The organism is Bacteroides sp. An19 (genome assembly GCF_002160215.1).
GTDB lineage: Bacteria > Bacteroidota > Bacteroidia > Bacteroidales > Bacteroidaceae > Phocaeicola > Phocaeicola intestinalis.
In genome coordinates this window covers 38,469-54,271 of sequence record NZ_NFKD01000007.1, presented here as the reverse complement: position 1 = coordinate 54,271, position 15,803 = coordinate 38,469, and the positions used below count along the sequence as shown (strand labels likewise).

The following is a 15,803-nucleotide window of genomic DNA, read 5'->3' as shown; positions in this document are numbered from 1 at the left end:
TCAACTTTTATGGGAGGCTTATTGTCTGTTGCTTTTGTCTTGCTATTCGGTACGCAGGAGTATCAGGTCGAAATACATCAGCCGGGTGTGCATGGGCTGCATGGCTGTTCCCTCTTTCGCCGTCCGCCTGCCGTGCAGGAACGTCCATTCCTCTTCCTCCGTGGCGAACAGGAACTTGAAGCCGTTGCGCAGGTAAAAGTCAAAGACCTTGGGACGGTTCAGTGCGTCCACCACTACATAACGGCATCCCGTCTTGTTCAGCGGCTCGATGAACCACGACTTGATGGCATCCAGCAACTCGTCGCCCACGTGGAGTCCTTTGTAGTCCTCGCTGACGGCAAGCTGTCCTACCAGCACCGCAGGGTATTGCGGGCGGCGTTTCTCGTTGGGTATGTTGCGGTTGAGCTTGTTGCGGCGGCTGTTCGGGAGCAGGTCGGCACGGATGCTCGAATTGGCTACGGTGAAAGCTCCGACGATGCGCCGTTCCTCTTGTTCCACGAAACAATAGGACTTGCCGAGAAGCTGGTAAGCGTAATCAGCATACTCTTTCGTGAAGAACTCGGTTATGTCCTTGTCCTCGCATGAGAAACCGCCGCACTCACGCAGCACCTCCTCATTCAGTTCGCAGAACTCGCAACGCTCCAACATACCGTACTATCCCTCCCGATACAGTTTGGAACGCTTCAGAATGGAGCGCATTTTCGCCACCTGCTTCGTGAAGTCTATGGAACCGCGCCTTTCTTTTGCGTTGCGGTCGGCTTCCTCCACGAAACGTGCCGCAGCTTTGCCGCGAAGCACCGGGATGGGTTTGATTTCTATTGCCATAATATATAGTCTTTTGATTTCCCTGCAAAGGTACGGCTTTTCCGCGAGAAAACCTAACATATTCACGTATATTGCGTTATGTGGGGCGAAAAGCCTTTTCATCTCCTCATCCGCTCCCGTTCCTCGTCCAACAGCATCCGCTTGTTCACCTTCTCCGCGGCGCGGTCAAGGAAATAGGTGCGGCTCTCGTTCTTGCGCATCTTGATGTCGCCAAAGATGTTGTAGCAGCCTTTCGCCTGCACGCCGAACACCTTGTAGAAGTAGGCGGCAATCTCCTTGAGCGAAGCCTCTCCACCGTTGATGCAGCGCATCTCGCTGACGCCATAGATAAGTTCCACGAGGTCGGAAGCCTTGCCCGTCCACCGCATGGGCGGGGCATCGGCAGGCGTATCGTCTTTCTTTTCATCTTTGGAGGGGATGGAGGATAGTGGCGGCACTTGGCTGTGTGGCATGGAAATGTGCTTCAGCATCTTGCGCACGAAGGCGAGGGCTTTGCGCACGTACACGCTGTGGTGGGTTCCCGTATCTTGCAGGGCTTTGTGGTATTGCAGTTCCGTTTCCGCATAGCTCAACGCGGGCAGCGGATGGCAGGGGGTTGCGGCTCCCGTGCAGAGCGAAATGACCGTTGCCACGAACTCGTCGTATGCCGCACTCAGCCCGTTGCGGCTGTCAGGGTTGTCTATCAGGCGGAAGAACTCCGTTTCTGTCAATATGAGATGTTCCATTTGCTTTCAGTTTTATGTTGTTACACTTGGATTGAAGTGTGCGCACATAAAACTATCGGGCAAACGGCAGTCCAACGGATGGAATTTTTTGCGGTTTGTTTTGCAAGTTGCTGGTAAACAGCAGACATATTTGATAAAAATAAATTGGAATACCCAAATTCAGCCTTTCGGAAGTGTTCAGATATTGAACACGTGTTCATAATCTGAACACTCTTTTGAGCAGGGAGGTGTTCACTTTCTGAACAGTCGCACCCTCATTCTTGCGGTACACGGCTTTCAGCGAACCGTCCTTGTATGTCTTTGTCTCGTCCCGCATCCATTCGCTTTCAGGCAAATCTCCAAGGAACAGGCGGCAGCCGTTCCCGGCAATGACGGGTATCGTGCAGAGGATGATTTTGTCCAGCAGGTGCATCCTTGCCATGCCGTTGATGATGCTTGCGGTAGCGGTGTTGGCTTCTATGAAACAGGTGGTGTCGGACTTGTCAAGCACCAACGTGGTAAGGGAAGTGTATTCGGAGAGCGGACGGGCGGTTTCTTTCATTCCGACAATGCCGAATCTGTCCGGCGTGTCGGTTTTGGCAAGCCATTGCTGCGCTTTCCCTGAACTGTCCGCAAGGCATCCGTCCATCGTGAGGACGGCGAATAATATGACTTTTCCCATCGGTCTCTTTTTTAGTGGTTGCGACCGAAAGCCGTCATACGAAAATAGCGTGCAAATCACACTACTTTCTGGTGACGGCTCTGGACTGCCTCTACGGAATGTACGTGACTGCACGCTATGCCGAGGCATAGCATAAGCATCACGCAATCGCCTTCCATAGTTCCAATTGTCCAGATTTTCACCAGATGCGCCTTGCGGTCTTATTCTATACTATATTTTCATCGGACGGATTTTTTTACTTTCCGCACCCGACTTTTCTCAAATGTTGCTACAAAGGTAATGCAAGTTTAGGGCAGAACAAAACAAATCAATTGTTTTTTATGCCGAAACGCCGCTTACCTTATCGAAAGGTAGCCTTTTTCCTGTAATTCCTTTCATCTTTTTACTGTTTTCTATTCTATCCCGTATGCTTTCAGCTTGTTGTACAGCGTGGTGCGCCCGATGCCGAGCAATGCTGCCGCCAACTTGCGGTTGCCCTTTGCCTGTTCCAGCGCATGGATGATTTGTTTCTTCTCCATGTCGTCCAAAGCCAGCGAAGCGTCATCCGCTATCGGTATTTCATCGAACTCCAACGTGTCTGCCGTGACCGTATCGCCTTCGGTATGCAGCACCGCCATGCGCACGACCCGTTTCAGTTCCCTCACGTTGCCGCCCCATGCATAGGCGAGCAGTTGTTTTCTTGCTTCCGCATCAAAGCCTTTCACCTGCCGGTCAAGTTCCTCATTGGAGAGTTTCAGGAAGAAATCTGCCAAAGGCATGATGTCCTCACGGCACTCACGCAGCGGCGGTATGTTCAATGTGTATTCCTTTATCCGATGGAACAAATCCTGACGGAAACGCTTTTCGGCGATGGCTGCCTGCAAGTCCTCGTTGGTGGCGGCGATGATGCGCACGTCAGCCTGCTTGTCCTTGCTGCCTCCCGTGGGTCTGTACCGTTTGGCTTCCAATGCGCGGAGCAGCATCTGCTGCACTTCCGGCGGAAGGTTGCCTATCTCGTCGAGGAACAATGTGCCTCCTGCGGCTTCCTCCCAGAATCCCTGTTTCTTGCTTTCGGCTCCCGTGAACGCCCCTTTCTCATGCCCGAACAGGGTGGAGGAGGCAAGTTCCTTTGAAAGCAGACCGCAGTCCACAGCGACAAAGGGCCCCGCCGACCGTTTGCTCATCGTATGTATTTTCTCGGCGATGTGTTCCTTTCCCGTTCCGCTTTCGCCCAATATCAATACGCTCATGTTGGTTGGGGCGACCAGCCTTATCTTGCGGTCTATCTCCCGGAAAGCCGCGCTCTGCCGCTCATGGATGGGCGTATCGTGCCGCTCCATCCTTTTCCGCAAGGTTTTCAGGAGCGGGAAGAGGTTGGCTTCAATCAGCTTTTTCGGGATGTAGTCCTCTGCGCCCTGCTTCATTGACCGGACGGCGGTGGGCACCTCGTCATAGTCGGTCATGACGATGTAGGGATTGTTCCTGCCCTGTTTCCGCAGTTCTTCCAGCAGACTGATACCGTCACCGTCATTCAAGCGCAGGTCAGCCAGAATGATGTCATCTTCCCTCATCTTGGCAAACAGTTTCCGTGCGCCGTTGCAGGTGGAGGTACTGACGCTTGGGTATCCCTTGCTTTCCAGCAGGCGGCATACAAAGTCGGAATAGATGATGTTGTCCTCCACTACGATTACCCGTCCCATCTTTCCGCCTCCTTTCTTGCCGAATCAACAATCAGTCTGCACTGTGCCAGTACCGCATTTACGGCGGATTGCACCTTTTCATCCGGTATGTCCTCCTTGTGGATTGCCTCGTACAATGCCGCCAACGGTTGCTCCGCCTTTATCAGCATCCACGAGCTTCTCAGGTGATGCACCCAGTAATCCAATGCTTCCATGTCCCCCGCTTCCGCCGCCTTGCGCACTTCGTCCATGTCGGATTGTGTAGTGGCCGCCAGCTTTTCCAACGTGCGCCGCTTGTCGCCGAAGGCGAGCAGGGATGAGAGGTCTATGCTGTTTGCTTTGTTCCGTTTGATGCAGCTTTCCGTCACCGCCAGCAGTTCGTCTATGGAATAGGGCTTGTACAGCACGGCGGCAAAGCCTTTGCCCGTCAGTTCTTCTTTCTCCACATAGCCTCCGGCGGTGGCTGCCACTACGGGGATGGTTTGTGAGTTGCCTATTTCCGATGTGCGCAGCAGTTCCAGCACCTCGTAGCCGTTCACCTCCGGCATTTTCAGGTCGGTTATCAACAGGTCATAATCTTTTGTGCGCATCAGGTCTGTCAGTTCTCCTGCTGTCTGGCAAGTGTCGCAATCCACACCGTTTTGCCTGTACATCTCTTTCATCATGTCCAGCAGCATCCCGTTGTTGTCTATCGCCAGTACGGAGCAGTCGGACAGCGTGGAATGTCCGACGTTCGTCTTTTCGGCAGCCGCCATTTCTTCCGCCTTTGCCAACGGCAGGCTGACGGTGAAGCGGCTTCCCTTGCCCGGCTCGCTTTCCACCGTGATGTTCCCTTTCAACAGCTTTACCGTGTCGGCTACGATGGCAAGCCCCAGCCCGAAGCCGTCCTCCGTCACGGCGTTGCCCAACCGCTCAAACGGGATGAATATCCGCGCCTGCTGTTCTCCGGTCATGCCCGTGCCGGTGTCTTCCACCGTCAAAGTAAATATGCCGTTCTTGTAGCCGGTGCTTAATGTGACTGTACCGCTTCGGGTGAACTTGATGGCGTTGGAGAGCAGGTTGCCGCCAATGCTTATAATCCGGTTCCTGTCGCCGCTTACAATCTCGTCCGTTTCACTTGCTGTCTTGAAGTTGAGTCCTTTATTCTTCGCCAATGTAGCAAACTCCGTTTCCAATGTTTCGGCGATGGAGCGCAGTTTGAAAGGCTTGACGCTTGGCGTTTCCTTGCCGCTGTCCAGCCGGAAATACACCAAAAGGTTGTTTATCATTCCCGCCATGCGCCCGACGGCATCCCCGATGGTCTGTGCGTGGCGCATACGGTTGTCTGCCTCCGTGTCGTTCAGCAGCAGCTCGGCGTTGCCGCCGATGACGGTCAGGGGAGTGCGCAGTTCGTGGGTGACGTTCTGGATGAGATTGCGTCGCAGCTTGATTAGCTTCTCGTTCGTATCATTGCTCTTTTGCAGTTCAGTGATAAGGCTTTCCCGTTTCTTCCTTTCGTTGCCGCTGCGTTTCATTTCCCGATGGATGGCGAGGTAGGACAAGAACAGCAGGACAATGGCGGCGGATATGGTGATAGTGAACAGCCGCACGGACAATGCCTGTGCTTCAGCTATCTTCCGTTCCCGATGTCCGAAGGCGGTCTGTGCCTGCGTGTCGAGGTCGCGTATCAGCCGCTCCAGTTCCCTGTTCAGCGTCCGGTTGCGGATGCGCAGGCTGTCGGCATAGGCTTTCATCTCAGCCGCCTGTCTCTGTTGCATGGCGGTTAGGCTGTCGCTGAAGGCGTGGAGTTCCCTGGCTGAAGGCAGTACCTGTACGGTCTTCTTGCCGCCGAAGAAGCCGGCCAGTCCGTTTTTCTTCTGTTTTATGGTGCGGACACGTGTCGCCCTACGTGCCACTTCGGGCAGGTGGTTTACCAAGAGGCTGTCCGCCTCTTCCTGCCGCTCCATTGCTTGCATGATGTGCCGTAGCTGGGTTTCCTTGTCCGCCAAGAGGGAGCGGAGCGTGTCTATTTGTGCCGGGCGCACGTATTCACGACAGAGCGGTTTCATGGCTTGCAGCAGGCTGTCGGTGCGCAAGAGCTGGGTATGGTAATGGTGGTAATCCGTTTCGTCCCAGCCAACAACACCCTCGCCCAGCAGCGCAAGCCGGGTGATGCGCTGGTGGGTGTCGCTGATGACACGGCGCACTTGCCGGATGGTTTCCGTGTCGGCTTCTATTTCCCTGATGCGTTTGCGCTCATGCACCAAAATAGAAACCATGCTTATTCCGATAATAAACATGACAACATATCCGAATGTAATCTTTTCTTGTAACCTCTGTTCAAATTTCATATATCTTTACACCTTGCGCTTTCGGTTAGAAAATGACATCTATTGCCGATTGCAGAATCTGATGCGTTTTGAAGCTGACCAATATTCCGTCAATATCAAAAATATTGCTTTAATCATTATTTTTTTAGCATTATATTAAGCTCATAGCTAATCTATACGTTATAAAGGCTATCATCCATGCCACACAAATCGTATAGACGGCGGAAGATACAGCCCATTTCCAACTGCCGCTTTCTTGTTTAATGGCTACAAAAGTGGCTATACAAGGAAAATAAAGTAGTACAAATACCATATAAGCAAGTGCGGCAGCAGAAGAGATGTTCTTTTGCAGAGCTTCTTGCAAATTAATGTTATTGTCGGCTTCTTCGTTTTCTGCACTGTACATGACGCCAAGCGTACTTACCACCAGTTCCTTTGCCCCGATACCGGATAAAACACTGGTGCTCATTTTCCAGTCGAAGCCCAAAGGCTCGAACAGGGGTTCGATGACCTTGCCGATATGTCCAATGTAAGAGTTTTCCTGTTGCTCGGCAGCTGTAGAATAGCTGTCATGACGAGGAAAATATCCTAAAAACCAAATGATAATGGAACAAACCAATATGATGCCGCTCATTTTATGTAGGTATTGTTTGCCTTTTTCCCACGTGTGTCGGAAAACGGATTTTACCGTAGGTATCCGATATGGAGGAAGTTCCATTACGAAAGGCAGGTCTTCTTCCTTGATGAACCACCCTATGATGTGCGCCGAACATACCGCCACAAGGATGCCCAACACATAAAGCCCTAATAAAACCATGCTGGCATAATGGGGAAAGAATAGTCCTGTCATCAAGATATAGAGAGGCAAACGTCCAGTACACGACATGAATGGAATGACGAGCATGGTTATCAGCCGGCTTCTCCGGCTCTCGATGGTGCGTGTTGCCATCACAGCCGGGACATTGCAACCGAATCCCATGATCATAGGGATGAACGACTTGCCGTGTAATCCGATGCGATGCATGATTTTGTCCATAATGAAAGCGGCACGTGCCATATAGCCCGAATCTTCGAGCAAGGAGATGAATAGGTAAAGTATCATGATGTTGGGAAGGAACACCAATACGCTGCCTACGCCGCCGATAATGCCATCCACCACCAAGTCTTTTAGCATCCCGTCCGGCATATATGTGGAAATCCAATCACCGAATTGCCCTACGAACCATTCAATCCATTCCATCGGGTATTCGCCCAAAGTAAATGTACCTTGAAAGATCAGATAGAGCAGGAAGAAAAACAATGGGAATGCCAACCAACGGTTAGTGACAATTGCATCAATTTTGTCTGTTTTTGTCCGTTTGGATGGCTCTTTCGAGGACGCAGGGCAATAAGTCTCTTTCAATGCGCCTTGGATAAATGCATATTTTGCATCCACAATGGCAGTTTCCATAGAAGTATGTAGCAATCCGTCTATGCGTTTCTGTTCTTCAAAACGGGTCGTAATGACTTCATCTCGACAAGGAAGGCTTTCCACTACATTCTCGATGTCCTTGTCCCTCTCCAAATACTTGATGGCAAGGAAACGGGTAGAATATTTGTGGCGGATGCCCTCGTCGCGTTGGATAAGCAATTGAATGCGGCGGATGCTCGTTTCCAGTTCTTCACCGTGGTTGATGTGGATGTGCCTGCACAATATAGGCTGCTTCTTTTCATACACATGGATGATGGTGTCGAATAATCGGTCTATTCCTTCTCCCGTCCTGCTGATGGTTGGAACAATTGGGACGCCCAATAATTGCCCAAGTCGTTCTGTGTCCAGCTTGTCACCTCGTTCTTGAAATTCGTCATACATATTCAAGGCCATCACTACCCGTAAGTCCATATCAATGACCTGTGTCGTAAGATAAAGGTTACGTTCCAGATTGGTACTGTCCACCACATTGAGGACTATATCCGGGATTTCTTCTACAAGGCTTCTGCGTACGTAAAGTTCTTCGGGACTATACGCCGAAATGGAATATGTGCCTGGCAAATCCACCAAGGTGAACCGATAGCCGCCATACTCGAATGTCCCTTCCTTGGCATCTACGGTCACACCGCTATAGTTCCCGACATGTTCGTGCGCACCGGAAGCGATGTTGAACAAGGATGTTTTTCCACAATTCGGATTGCCGACCAATGCCACTCGTATCGAATGATTCCGTTCGGCCGCCATGCGTTCCATTTCTTTTTCAAGAAATGGAACGTCATCACAATGAGAGGCATCAATAGAGAGTTCCTGACTTTGCTTATGTACAAAGTTCTTAGCTTCTTTTTCACTCACTACTTCGATGTTGTCCGCCTCTTCCCGCCGCAGCGAAATCTTGTAACCGATAATCTCATATTCTATCGGGTCTTGCAACGGCGCGTTCAATATGACTTTTACCCGTTTCCCGAATACAAATCCCATTTCAGTTATCCGTTTTTGGAAACTGCCACGACCATATATCTTGACAATTATCCCGTTTTCGCCCGTATGTAAATCAGATAATCTCATTTTTGCTACTTTTAATATAAAAAACGAACGGTACTTTCTGAAGAATTCAAGCACCGTTCAAGATTTTACACCAATACTCCTTTCGCCTTGTCAATGGCTCAATTTATTTTATTCAAAGCCGTATTTATACTATATCCTCTATTTTGACGGCTCTTTTGAGTTGTCCTTTGTCTTATGGAACGGTGTCACAGTATATCCTAATTTACGAATGGCTGTTTTCAGTTTGTCAGGCGTAGTCTTGTCCTTGCGGTATTCGATGGTGACGGTTTTTTGCGGGAGGTTAACGTCCAGTCCGGTTACCCCTTTCTCGAAAGAAATGTTATCCTCAATGCGTTTTTGACAGTTTTCACAAGTCATTGACACGAGGAATGTCACTTCTGCCTTCTTGTTTTCTTTCACGTCCTTTGCCGAAACGCCGGATGACAATCCCAGCAAAAACAGGGCTGTCAGCATGATTGTTTTTGTTCTCATTGTCTTCTATTTATTTTTAGTTCTGTTTGTTACATCTTGGGTATGTTGTAGCGGATGCCCGCATAAAGTTTGTAGCCCATTGTTGGTCCCCATACCATTGTAGCGTCAAAATCCGGGCTGTACGGGTCTCCTGCCGATACAATCGGGTTCTTCTGCTTATAGTTTGTCAGGTTCTCTCCACCCACATAGATGCTCCACCGGCGGAAACGGCGCGTAACTTGTGCGCTCAGTTGGGTGTACGACGGGAAGGTGCTGCCCCATAACGGACGTTCCGCATCGGGTGTCGGCATACGTCCCCCGCCATTGAACTGGACAGTCACATCGAACTGCCATTTCTTCAACGGCGTTTCGTATGATGCCGTAACCAAAGCTTTGTAACGGCTGGTGAGCGGTTTGCGCAAGGTCTTGCCGCCATACGTGCATTCCACGTCCATCCAGCGGTAGGCTCCCAGCAGGGTGAAACCACGGAACAGCGGATAGGTGGCGTCTATTTGGAATACGCTGGAAGTGGATTTGCCGTCCAAGTTGTAGAAATAGATGCTGTGCGCATTCCTGTCCATATCGATTACCACCTGATTTTGAAAATCCGTATAGAACCATTCCGCGTTTACGGTCAGTTCCTCGCCTTTCACCGGAATATGGAAAGACGCGCTGATGCCGTAGTTCCACGCTTCTTCCTGATGCAGGTCGTCAGCGATGTGCCACGTGCGGCTGCTTGCGAGCAGGTAACTGTTTTCGGGAAAGATGAAGGTGGTGCGGTAACCCTTTCCGGCGGAAGCCCGCAAGTCGAGCCAGGGGGCAGGCGCATACTTGAGGTGCATACGGGGAGTGACGAACCAATGGTGCAAGGTGCTGTAATCGGCGCGCAGTCCCAGCATCCACGTGAAATTCTCCACAGGTGTCCACGTGTATTCAGCGTATGCACCCGCCACGCTCTCGCTTACGTTGCGTTCCTGCGGACGGTAACGCTCGATGACATTGCCCCGTTGCGCATAGTTGTCCCAGTTGTAGTTCAATCCTGCCGCCAACTTATGCCTGTCGCCAAATTCGCTTTCATAAAGCAGGGAGGCATAGATGTTCGATTCATATACGTTATATATCTTGTCCGCATAGTTCGATTGCTGGTCGTGGTACGAGCCTGACGCGATAACCGCCACACTTTCATTCCGGTCTTGATTGATGATGAATCCGTTTTTTGAGAAAAGCTCCACACGGTTAGCATCGTTATGAATGGTATAGGGAGCAAAATCTTCGTCACCGTGTAAGGTGTGGGAGGTCTGTCCGCTTGTACGGCGGTCTGCGAGTACCTTAATGCCCGATTGCGACACGAACTTGGGTGTCTGGTAGTGCCAGCGGTTCATTACGCTGAACGCCTGCATTTCCGGCATATCCAGAAACGTGTCCTTGTTCTTGTCGTGCGTCCGCTTCTCATTGTAATAGTTCAGGAACAGGGCGGTAGAAAGGCGGTCGTTCAACTCTACGGCTCCCACGGCATTTCCTTCGTAACGCCCCGTACTGCTGGCGAAAAGATTGACCAGCAGCGGATCCGCCACTTTCGGTTTCTTATATTCCACGTCAATCTGCCCCGTCACGGACTCGTAGCCGTTCTTCACCGAAGCCGCTCCTTTGGAAACCTGTATGCTTTGCATCCACGGTCCCGGAATGTAGTCCAGCCCGTAGGTGGAAGCCACGCCCCGCAGGTTCGGGAAATTCTCCGTGAGCATTTGCACATATGTACCTGCCAGTCCAAGAAGCTGGATTTGTTTGGCTCCCGTCACGGCGTCGCTGTAGGCAACGTCCACCGAAGGGTTCGTCTCGAAACTCTCCGAGAGGTTGCAGCAGGCGGCACGTGTCAGAGCTTGTGAAGTCACACTTTCCGTATTCAGCACATTGCTGCGGTTCTTGATTGTTCCGATGCCTCCTGCCGTGACGACCACCTCTTCCAGTTCAGTACTCTGGCTCATCACCAGAATCTGTACGTCATCGGGACGCTCCATTGTGTAGGTAAGGGTGTTGAAGCCTACGTAGCCGGCTTTCAACTCCCTCACCTCCTCCGGTATGGAAAGCTCGAAATAGCCGTCCTCGTCCGTAACTGCCGTATGCTTGTCGGCATCATACACATATGCACCGGGCAAAGGCGTTCCCTCCTTGTCAAGCACATAACCTTTGACCGTCCTGTCCGAAGCCCAAAGGTTCGCGCAGCTTATGCAGGAAAGGAACATCCATACTAAAATCTTTTTCATAAATAAGTCTTCTTTTATTTTTCCGTGTGCAAAGTTAAACGGCAAGCCGGGTCGGGCTGTTACATTATTATGGATACGATTTATATCTCGTCGAGCGGTTTCAGTTTATGTCCTTTCATCGCCTTGAATTGTGTGGGAGACAGTCCCGTCTGCGCCTTGAACTGCGCGCTCAGATGAGCCACACTCGAATAATGCAGTTTATCCGCAATCTCGCTGACAGTCAGTTCGTCATAGACAAGCAGCTCTTTCACCAGCTCAATTCGTTGCGCAAGATAATACCGCTCGATGCTGATGCCTTTCATCTCAGTGAACAACTTGCTGAGCGCGCTGTATTCCTTGCGGCATTTGTCCTGCAGATAGTCTGACAAGTTCATCTTCTCCTGATATTCCGGATGGCGCACGAACTCAATAACGCCGATACGAATTTGCTCGATAACGCGCATCCGCTTGTCATCAATCACCTCAAAGCCGTTTTCTTCAAGCCTGCGGCGGATGCAGTCTTTCTTTCCTTCCGGAATAGGCTCAGACAGCACGACTGTACCCAGTTCAACGCTGGCAGGCATGATGCCGTTCTCCTTAAAGATATTGGAAACGGTCAGGATGCACCGCCTGCAAACCATATTTTTGATATAGATAGTGTTTCCTTCCATAATATCTGTTGTTTATTAAATAGGCATTCGGGTTACAAAACATATTAAAATTAGCGTGGCATAAATACCCAACGCTTTAACGCATGGTAAACCCCGTTCTCGTCCACCGGCTCCGTCACATAATCCGCAACGGCTTTCAGTGCTTCATTCGCGTTTCCCATCGCCACTCCAATGCCTGCCTGCTTGATAATTGACATATCATTGCCTCCATCGCCAAGTGCCATTGTTTCTTCCGCTTTGATGCCTTGATGCGCTGCGATAGCCAGAAGCCCATTTCCCTTGTTTACATTCTTTGCCGTGATGTCGGCAAAGTCGGGATACCAACGGCTGGACTCGCAGCCCTGCAACAGCGGCATCAACCGTTCTTCTTCATCTTTCGGAATCACCGGAGTGAGTTGTAGGATACGCTGCCGGAGGACAGGCTCTATCGGGACATCCGTCTGCAAATTGTGGACATCCAGCATCTGACGGAATATGCGGTCGGCACATGCATTGTTGCGGTACATGGCCAAGTCTTTCTCGCCGACCACCATACAGGCAAAGTCCTTTTCGTCTGCCCACCTGATAACGGTACGGACATCTTCATCGGGTATGGGCTGGCAAGAGATGACTTTGTTCCCCACAAAGCAATAAGCTCCGTTGGCGGTGATGTAGCCGTCCACCAGATGCTTGATTCCGTCTATGTTGTTTATTAGCGGGAAAGGACGCCCTGTAGAAATATATATTTTGATGCCTTGCATTTTTGCTTGTACAATGGCATCTATTGTTGATTGCGGAATCCGATGTGTCTTGAAGCTGACCAATGTTCCGTCAATATCAAAAAATATAGCTTTTATCATTATGCAATCTGTTTTTATTCTCATTAATAATAGTTATTTTATGTAGAAGAATAGATCAACAATCTCCATACTTGATGCTTTCAGTCCGTCAATCACAATAACTAATGAAAAGCCATTCTTCTATGCAAAATCCAATACAAGCTACTTTATTAAAGTCAATTGTTTTTCTACCAATTATGTATTACATACGTGTTATTATACGCACACAATTTAGCTTATAAAACAAACAAAAGCCAAATCCATTCCGATAATATGTATTTTAAAATATTAAGATATTTTTTTATCCGTAACCTTTGATCAATTCTTATTGTTTGCTTCACATTGGGAAAAACTATTAAACGGTTACTTATAAAACCTAATAGATTATATTATAGTTTACCTAACTCTTGCCAGTGGTGTCTGACTTTCCACGACTGCATCACCTAATTCCACTAATATCTCATATTCCAATGGAAGCAAAATATCCACTCTCGAACCGAATTTTATAAACCCGGCAGTCGTGTTCTGTTCCGCCTCGTATCCCAGTTTTATATAAGACACAATCCGTCGGGCAATAAATCCAGCAATTTGGCGGAAAAGTATCAAATGACCTTTTGCATTCTCACAACAGTTGTCGTATGTTCATTATCTTTAGATGCTTTTGGTAACCAAGCTACAAGATAACGCCCCGGATGATATTTAACGTATTCTATTGTTCCACCTACAGGATACCAGTTCATGTGAATATTGGTCAGCGACATGAAGACCGATATTTGCAGCATTTCACGATGCAGATATTCATCCTCCATCACCTTTTCAATCACCACGACACGGCCGTCGCAAGGCGCAAAGACCAACGACGGGTCACTGATACGGATACGTTTCGGTTCCCGAAAAAAAGTAATGATATAAAGCCAGAAAACGACCAGCAATACAGTACAGAGCTGGAATATAATCGTACTGCGATTGTTGACAAACAGGTAATAAAACAACAGCCAGCATGATAGGAAAATGATTCCTGAACCCCAAATTATCCGATACCCTTCCTTGTTTATTTTCATATTTTCCGATTAAAAGTCTCTATTTGTAATAGTATGTCCCATCAGGATTTGATTCTGACTGCTTCAGAAAGCGTTTCATATACCTCCTCACCGTGCACCATCTTCGTCACCTCTTCGGCAAGGCGCATCTGCATGGCTTTCGATGAACTGTCCTTGGTGTGAACCTCGACAAGAGCGGCAATATCTTCCTGTGTCAATGTGGTGAATATCTTGATATAACGGCAGGCATCCGTGTAGCTGACATTCAGCCAGAAATTGAAAAATTCGGCAGGAGAAGTATATCGGGCATCCAACCATATATTTCCGGATTCCGTTTTGCCGAACTTTCCTCCGTCGGCTTTGGTGATAAGAGGGCAGGTCAAGCCATAGGCTGCATTCCCGCTGATACGCCGGATAAGATCCGTTCCGGAAGTGATGTTTCCCCATTGGTCGGAGCCGCCCAACTGTAATTTGCAGTTCTTCGTCTTGTTCAGATAATAAAAGTCGTAGGCCTGCAACAACTGGTAGCTGAACTCCGTAAACGAAAGACCGTCACGAGCCTCTCCATTGAGACGCTTCTGAACCGAATCCTTCGCCATCATATAGTTAATGGTAACCCGATTGCCTATCTCCCGTAAAAACTCAAAAAAAGAAATGGGCGTCAGCCAATCGTAGTTGTTTACGAGTTCTGCCCGGTTGGGTATCTCGGAATCAAAATCAAGAAACCGCGACAACTGTTTCTTGATGCAGCTTACATTATGCTGCAAAGTTTCCATACTCAAAAGATTCCGTTCGTCGGATTTCCCCGACGGGTCACCAATCATTCCGGTCGCCCCGCCGACAAGCACCAACGGCTTGTGACCGCACTTTTGGAAATGACGTAAAATCATCACTCCACACAAATGTCCTATGTGGAGTGAATCGGCAGTAGGATCGACACCTAAATATGCTGTTACCTGTTCCTTTTCAAGAAGTTCCTCTGTGCCCGGCATCAGTTGGTGCAGCATGCCGCGCCATCTCAATTCATCAACGAAATTCATAGTGTCTCATAATTTGATGGTTTCTCCGTCTGCCGGAATAATCAGTTTCTCTCTCGATATGCCTGCCTTGTCTGCCTCATTGCGAAGAATGCTGCGTGTTGTCTGGCAATGGTCGATGGCATCCATGTGGACGGCAATGAACCGGCATTTAGCTGGCGACTCCTCAATCATGCGTACCACGTCCTTTTCATTCATAGTCAGAGTTCCGAACGTCGGCGAAAGTGCGGGTATGATTGCGCCTCCCGTGTTGATGATAACCCAATCAGGCTGGTATCGCTCTATATTCGCTTTGATTTCGTCCGTCCACAAACAATCGCCGACAATATAAACAGTCGGTTGGTTTTCGGCTTGCAGCACGAAACCTGAAACCTCTCCCATCATCTCCTTGATTGTACCTTTCCCATGCTCGCCTCCGGTACGATAAACCGTAAGTTCTCCAACTGTAATCTTATCATTGATGATTTCAGTGTTGGTCATACCGAACTCATTCAGAAAAAACACGCTATCGGCAGGCTGAACGTATAATTTCAGCGTATCACCCATCGCAGCGGCGGCAGGTTTGTCGAAATGGTCGAAGTGGGAGTGCGAAGCAAGCACGAAATCAACATCATTCATGATCTCCTCGACTGACATTGTAAGATGTACGGTCGGATTTTTGTTTGTACCAATTACTGATTTCAGTTTTCCTTTTTCGGAAAGCATCGGATCAATAAGAAAAGTCTTTCCTCCATACTCAATCTTCAATGTCGCATTTCGTATCAGTTGAATTTTATTTGTTGATTCTATTATTTCTTTTGTGCTATTTGTGCATGACATAAGTGTTGCTA

At 49.2% G+C, this 15,803-nt stretch carries 12 protein-coding genes and 2 pseudogenes; all 14 read right to left on the bottom strand.

The genetic code is table 11. The annotated features are described in order from the left end of the window. Positions 1-42 precede the first annotated feature (42 nt). The 14 genes and pseudogenes from B5F25_RS04745 to B5F25_RS04685 all read right to left on the bottom strand — a co-directional run bounded on the left by B5F25_RS04745 (position 43) and on the right by B5F25_RS04685 (position 15,792). Positions 43-648: a GNAT family N-acetyltransferase gene (locus tag B5F25_RS04745; protein ID WP_087247961.1), complete on the bottom strand. Its 606-nt coding sequence runs from the start codon at positions 646-648 to the stop codon at positions 43-45. A 6-nt stretch (positions 649-654) separates the two neighbouring features. Continuing rightward, complete coding sequence (locus tag B5F25_RS22130; RefSeq protein WP_164496631.1) at positions 655-825, bottom strand: hypothetical protein; 171 nt, start codon at positions 823-825, stop codon at positions 655-657. A 98-nt stretch (positions 826-923) separates the two neighbouring features. Further along, positions 924-1,550 (bottom strand): RteC domain-containing protein, encoded by a 627-nt coding sequence (locus B5F25_RS04740; protein ID WP_087247959.1) that lies wholly within the window; start codon positions 1,548-1,550, stop codon positions 924-926. A 196-nt stretch (positions 1,551-1,746) separates the two neighbouring features. After that, positions 1,747-2,211, bottom strand: coding sequence for a hypothetical protein (locus B5F25_RS04735; RefSeq protein WP_204245626.1), 465 nt, complete (start codon positions 2,209-2,211; stop codon positions 1,747-1,749). Positions 2,212-2,603: 392 nt separating this feature from the next. After that, on the bottom strand, positions 2,604-3,890 hold the full coding sequence (locus B5F25_RS04730) for a sigma-54 dependent transcriptional regulator (RefSeq protein WP_087247957.1): 1,287 nt from the start codon (positions 3,888-3,890) through the stop codon (positions 2,604-2,606). Next, positions 3,878-6,199, bottom strand: a complete 2,322-nt coding sequence (locus B5F25_RS04725) for a hybrid sensor histidine kinase/response regulator (RefSeq protein WP_239414068.1) — start codon at positions 6,197-6,199, stop codon at positions 3,878-3,880. Before B5F25_RS04725 ends, B5F25_RS04730 begins: the two co-directional genes overlap by 13 nt. 130 nt (positions 6,200-6,329) lie before the next feature. Beyond that, positions 6,330-8,714, bottom strand: coding sequence for a ferrous iron transport protein B (feoB, locus tag B5F25_RS04720; RefSeq protein ID WP_087247955.1), 2,385 nt, complete (start codon positions 8,712-8,714; stop codon positions 6,330-6,332). Between the two features lie 138 nt (positions 8,715-8,852). After that, positions 8,853-9,185 (bottom strand): heavy metal-associated domain-containing protein, encoded by a 333-nt coding sequence (locus tag B5F25_RS04715; protein ID WP_087247953.1) that lies wholly within the window; start codon positions 9,183-9,185, stop codon positions 8,853-8,855. Positions 9,186-9,214: 29 nt separating this feature from the next. Beyond that, positions 9,215-11,428: a TonB-dependent receptor gene (locus B5F25_RS04710; protein ID WP_087247951.1), complete on the bottom strand. Its 2,214-nt coding sequence runs from the start codon at positions 11,426-11,428 to the stop codon at positions 9,215-9,217. Between the two features lie 80 nt (positions 11,429-11,508). Next, complete coding sequence (locus B5F25_RS04705; protein ID WP_239414070.1) at positions 11,509-12,078, bottom strand: AraC family transcriptional regulator; 570 nt, start codon at positions 12,076-12,078, stop codon at positions 11,509-11,511. Between the two features lie 50 nt (positions 12,079-12,128). Then, positions 12,129-12,917 (bottom strand): Cof-type HAD-IIB family hydrolase, encoded by a 789-nt coding sequence (locus B5F25_RS04700; RefSeq protein ID WP_204247008.1) that lies wholly within the window; start codon positions 12,915-12,917, stop codon positions 12,129-12,131. A 375-nt stretch (positions 12,918-13,292) separates the two neighbouring features. Further along, a pseudogene (locus tag B5F25_RS04695) lies at positions 13,293-13,957 on the bottom strand (phosphatidylserine decarboxylase family protein). A 44-nt stretch (positions 13,958-14,001) separates the two neighbouring features. Then, positions 14,002-14,976 (bottom strand): annotated as a pseudogene (gene tyrS, locus B5F25_RS04690) (tyrosine--tRNA ligase); the annotation flags it as partial. A 6-nt stretch (positions 14,977-14,982) separates the two neighbouring features. Continuing rightward, positions 14,983-15,792: an MBL fold metallo-hydrolase gene (locus B5F25_RS04685; RefSeq protein WP_087248053.1), complete on the bottom strand. Its 810-nt coding sequence runs from the start codon at positions 15,790-15,792 to the stop codon at positions 14,983-14,985. Between the last annotated feature and the right edge of the window lie 11 nt (positions 15,793-15,803).

What these genes read in the sequence shown, in the direction of transcription:
- B5F25_RS04725 (WP_239414068.1), bottom strand. Translation starts at nt 6,199, where the DNA reads ATGAAATTTGAACAGAGGTTACAAGAAAAGATTACATTCGGATATGTT.
- B5F25_RS04715 (WP_087247953.1), bottom strand. Translation starts at nt 9,185, where the DNA reads ATGAGAACAAAAACAATCATGCTGACAGCCCTGTTTTTGCTGGGATTG.
- B5F25_RS04685 (WP_087248053.1), bottom strand. Translation starts at nt 15,792, where the DNA reads ATGTCATGCACAAATAGCACAAAAGAAATAATAGAATCAACAAATAAA.
- B5F25_RS04745 (WP_087247961.1), bottom strand. Translation starts at nt 648, where the DNA reads ATGTTGGAGCGTTGCGAGTTCTGCGAACTGAATGAGGAGGTGCTGCGT.
- B5F25_RS22130 (WP_164496631.1), bottom strand. Translation starts at nt 825, where the DNA reads ATGGCAATAGAAATCAAACCCATCCCGGTGCTTCGCGGCAAAGCTGCG.
- B5F25_RS04740 (WP_087247959.1), bottom strand. Translation starts at nt 1,550, where the DNA reads ATGGAACATCTCATATTGACAGAAACGGAGTTCTTCCGCCTGATAGAC.
- B5F25_RS04700 (WP_204247008.1), bottom strand. Translation starts at nt 12,917, where the DNA reads ATGATAAAAGCTATATTTTTTGATATTGACGGAACATTGGTCAGCTTC.
- B5F25_RS04710 (WP_087247951.1), bottom strand. Translation starts at nt 11,428, where the DNA reads ATGAAAAAGATTTTAGTATGGATGTTCCTTTCCTGCATAAGCTGCGCG.
- B5F25_RS04735 (WP_204245626.1), bottom strand. Translation starts at nt 2,211, where the DNA reads ATGGGAAAAGTCATATTATTCGCCGTCCTCACGATGGACGGATGCCTT.
- feoB (WP_087247955.1), bottom strand. Translation starts at nt 8,714, where the DNA reads ATGAGATTATCTGATTTACATACGGGCGAAAACGGGATAATTGTCAAG.
- B5F25_RS04705 (WP_239414070.1), bottom strand. Translation starts at nt 12,078, where the DNA reads ATGGAAGGAAACACTATCTATATCAAAAATATGGTTTGCAGGCGGTGC.
- B5F25_RS04730 (WP_087247957.1), bottom strand. Translation starts at nt 3,890, where the DNA reads ATGGGACGGGTAATCGTAGTGGAGGACAACATCATCTATTCCGACTTT.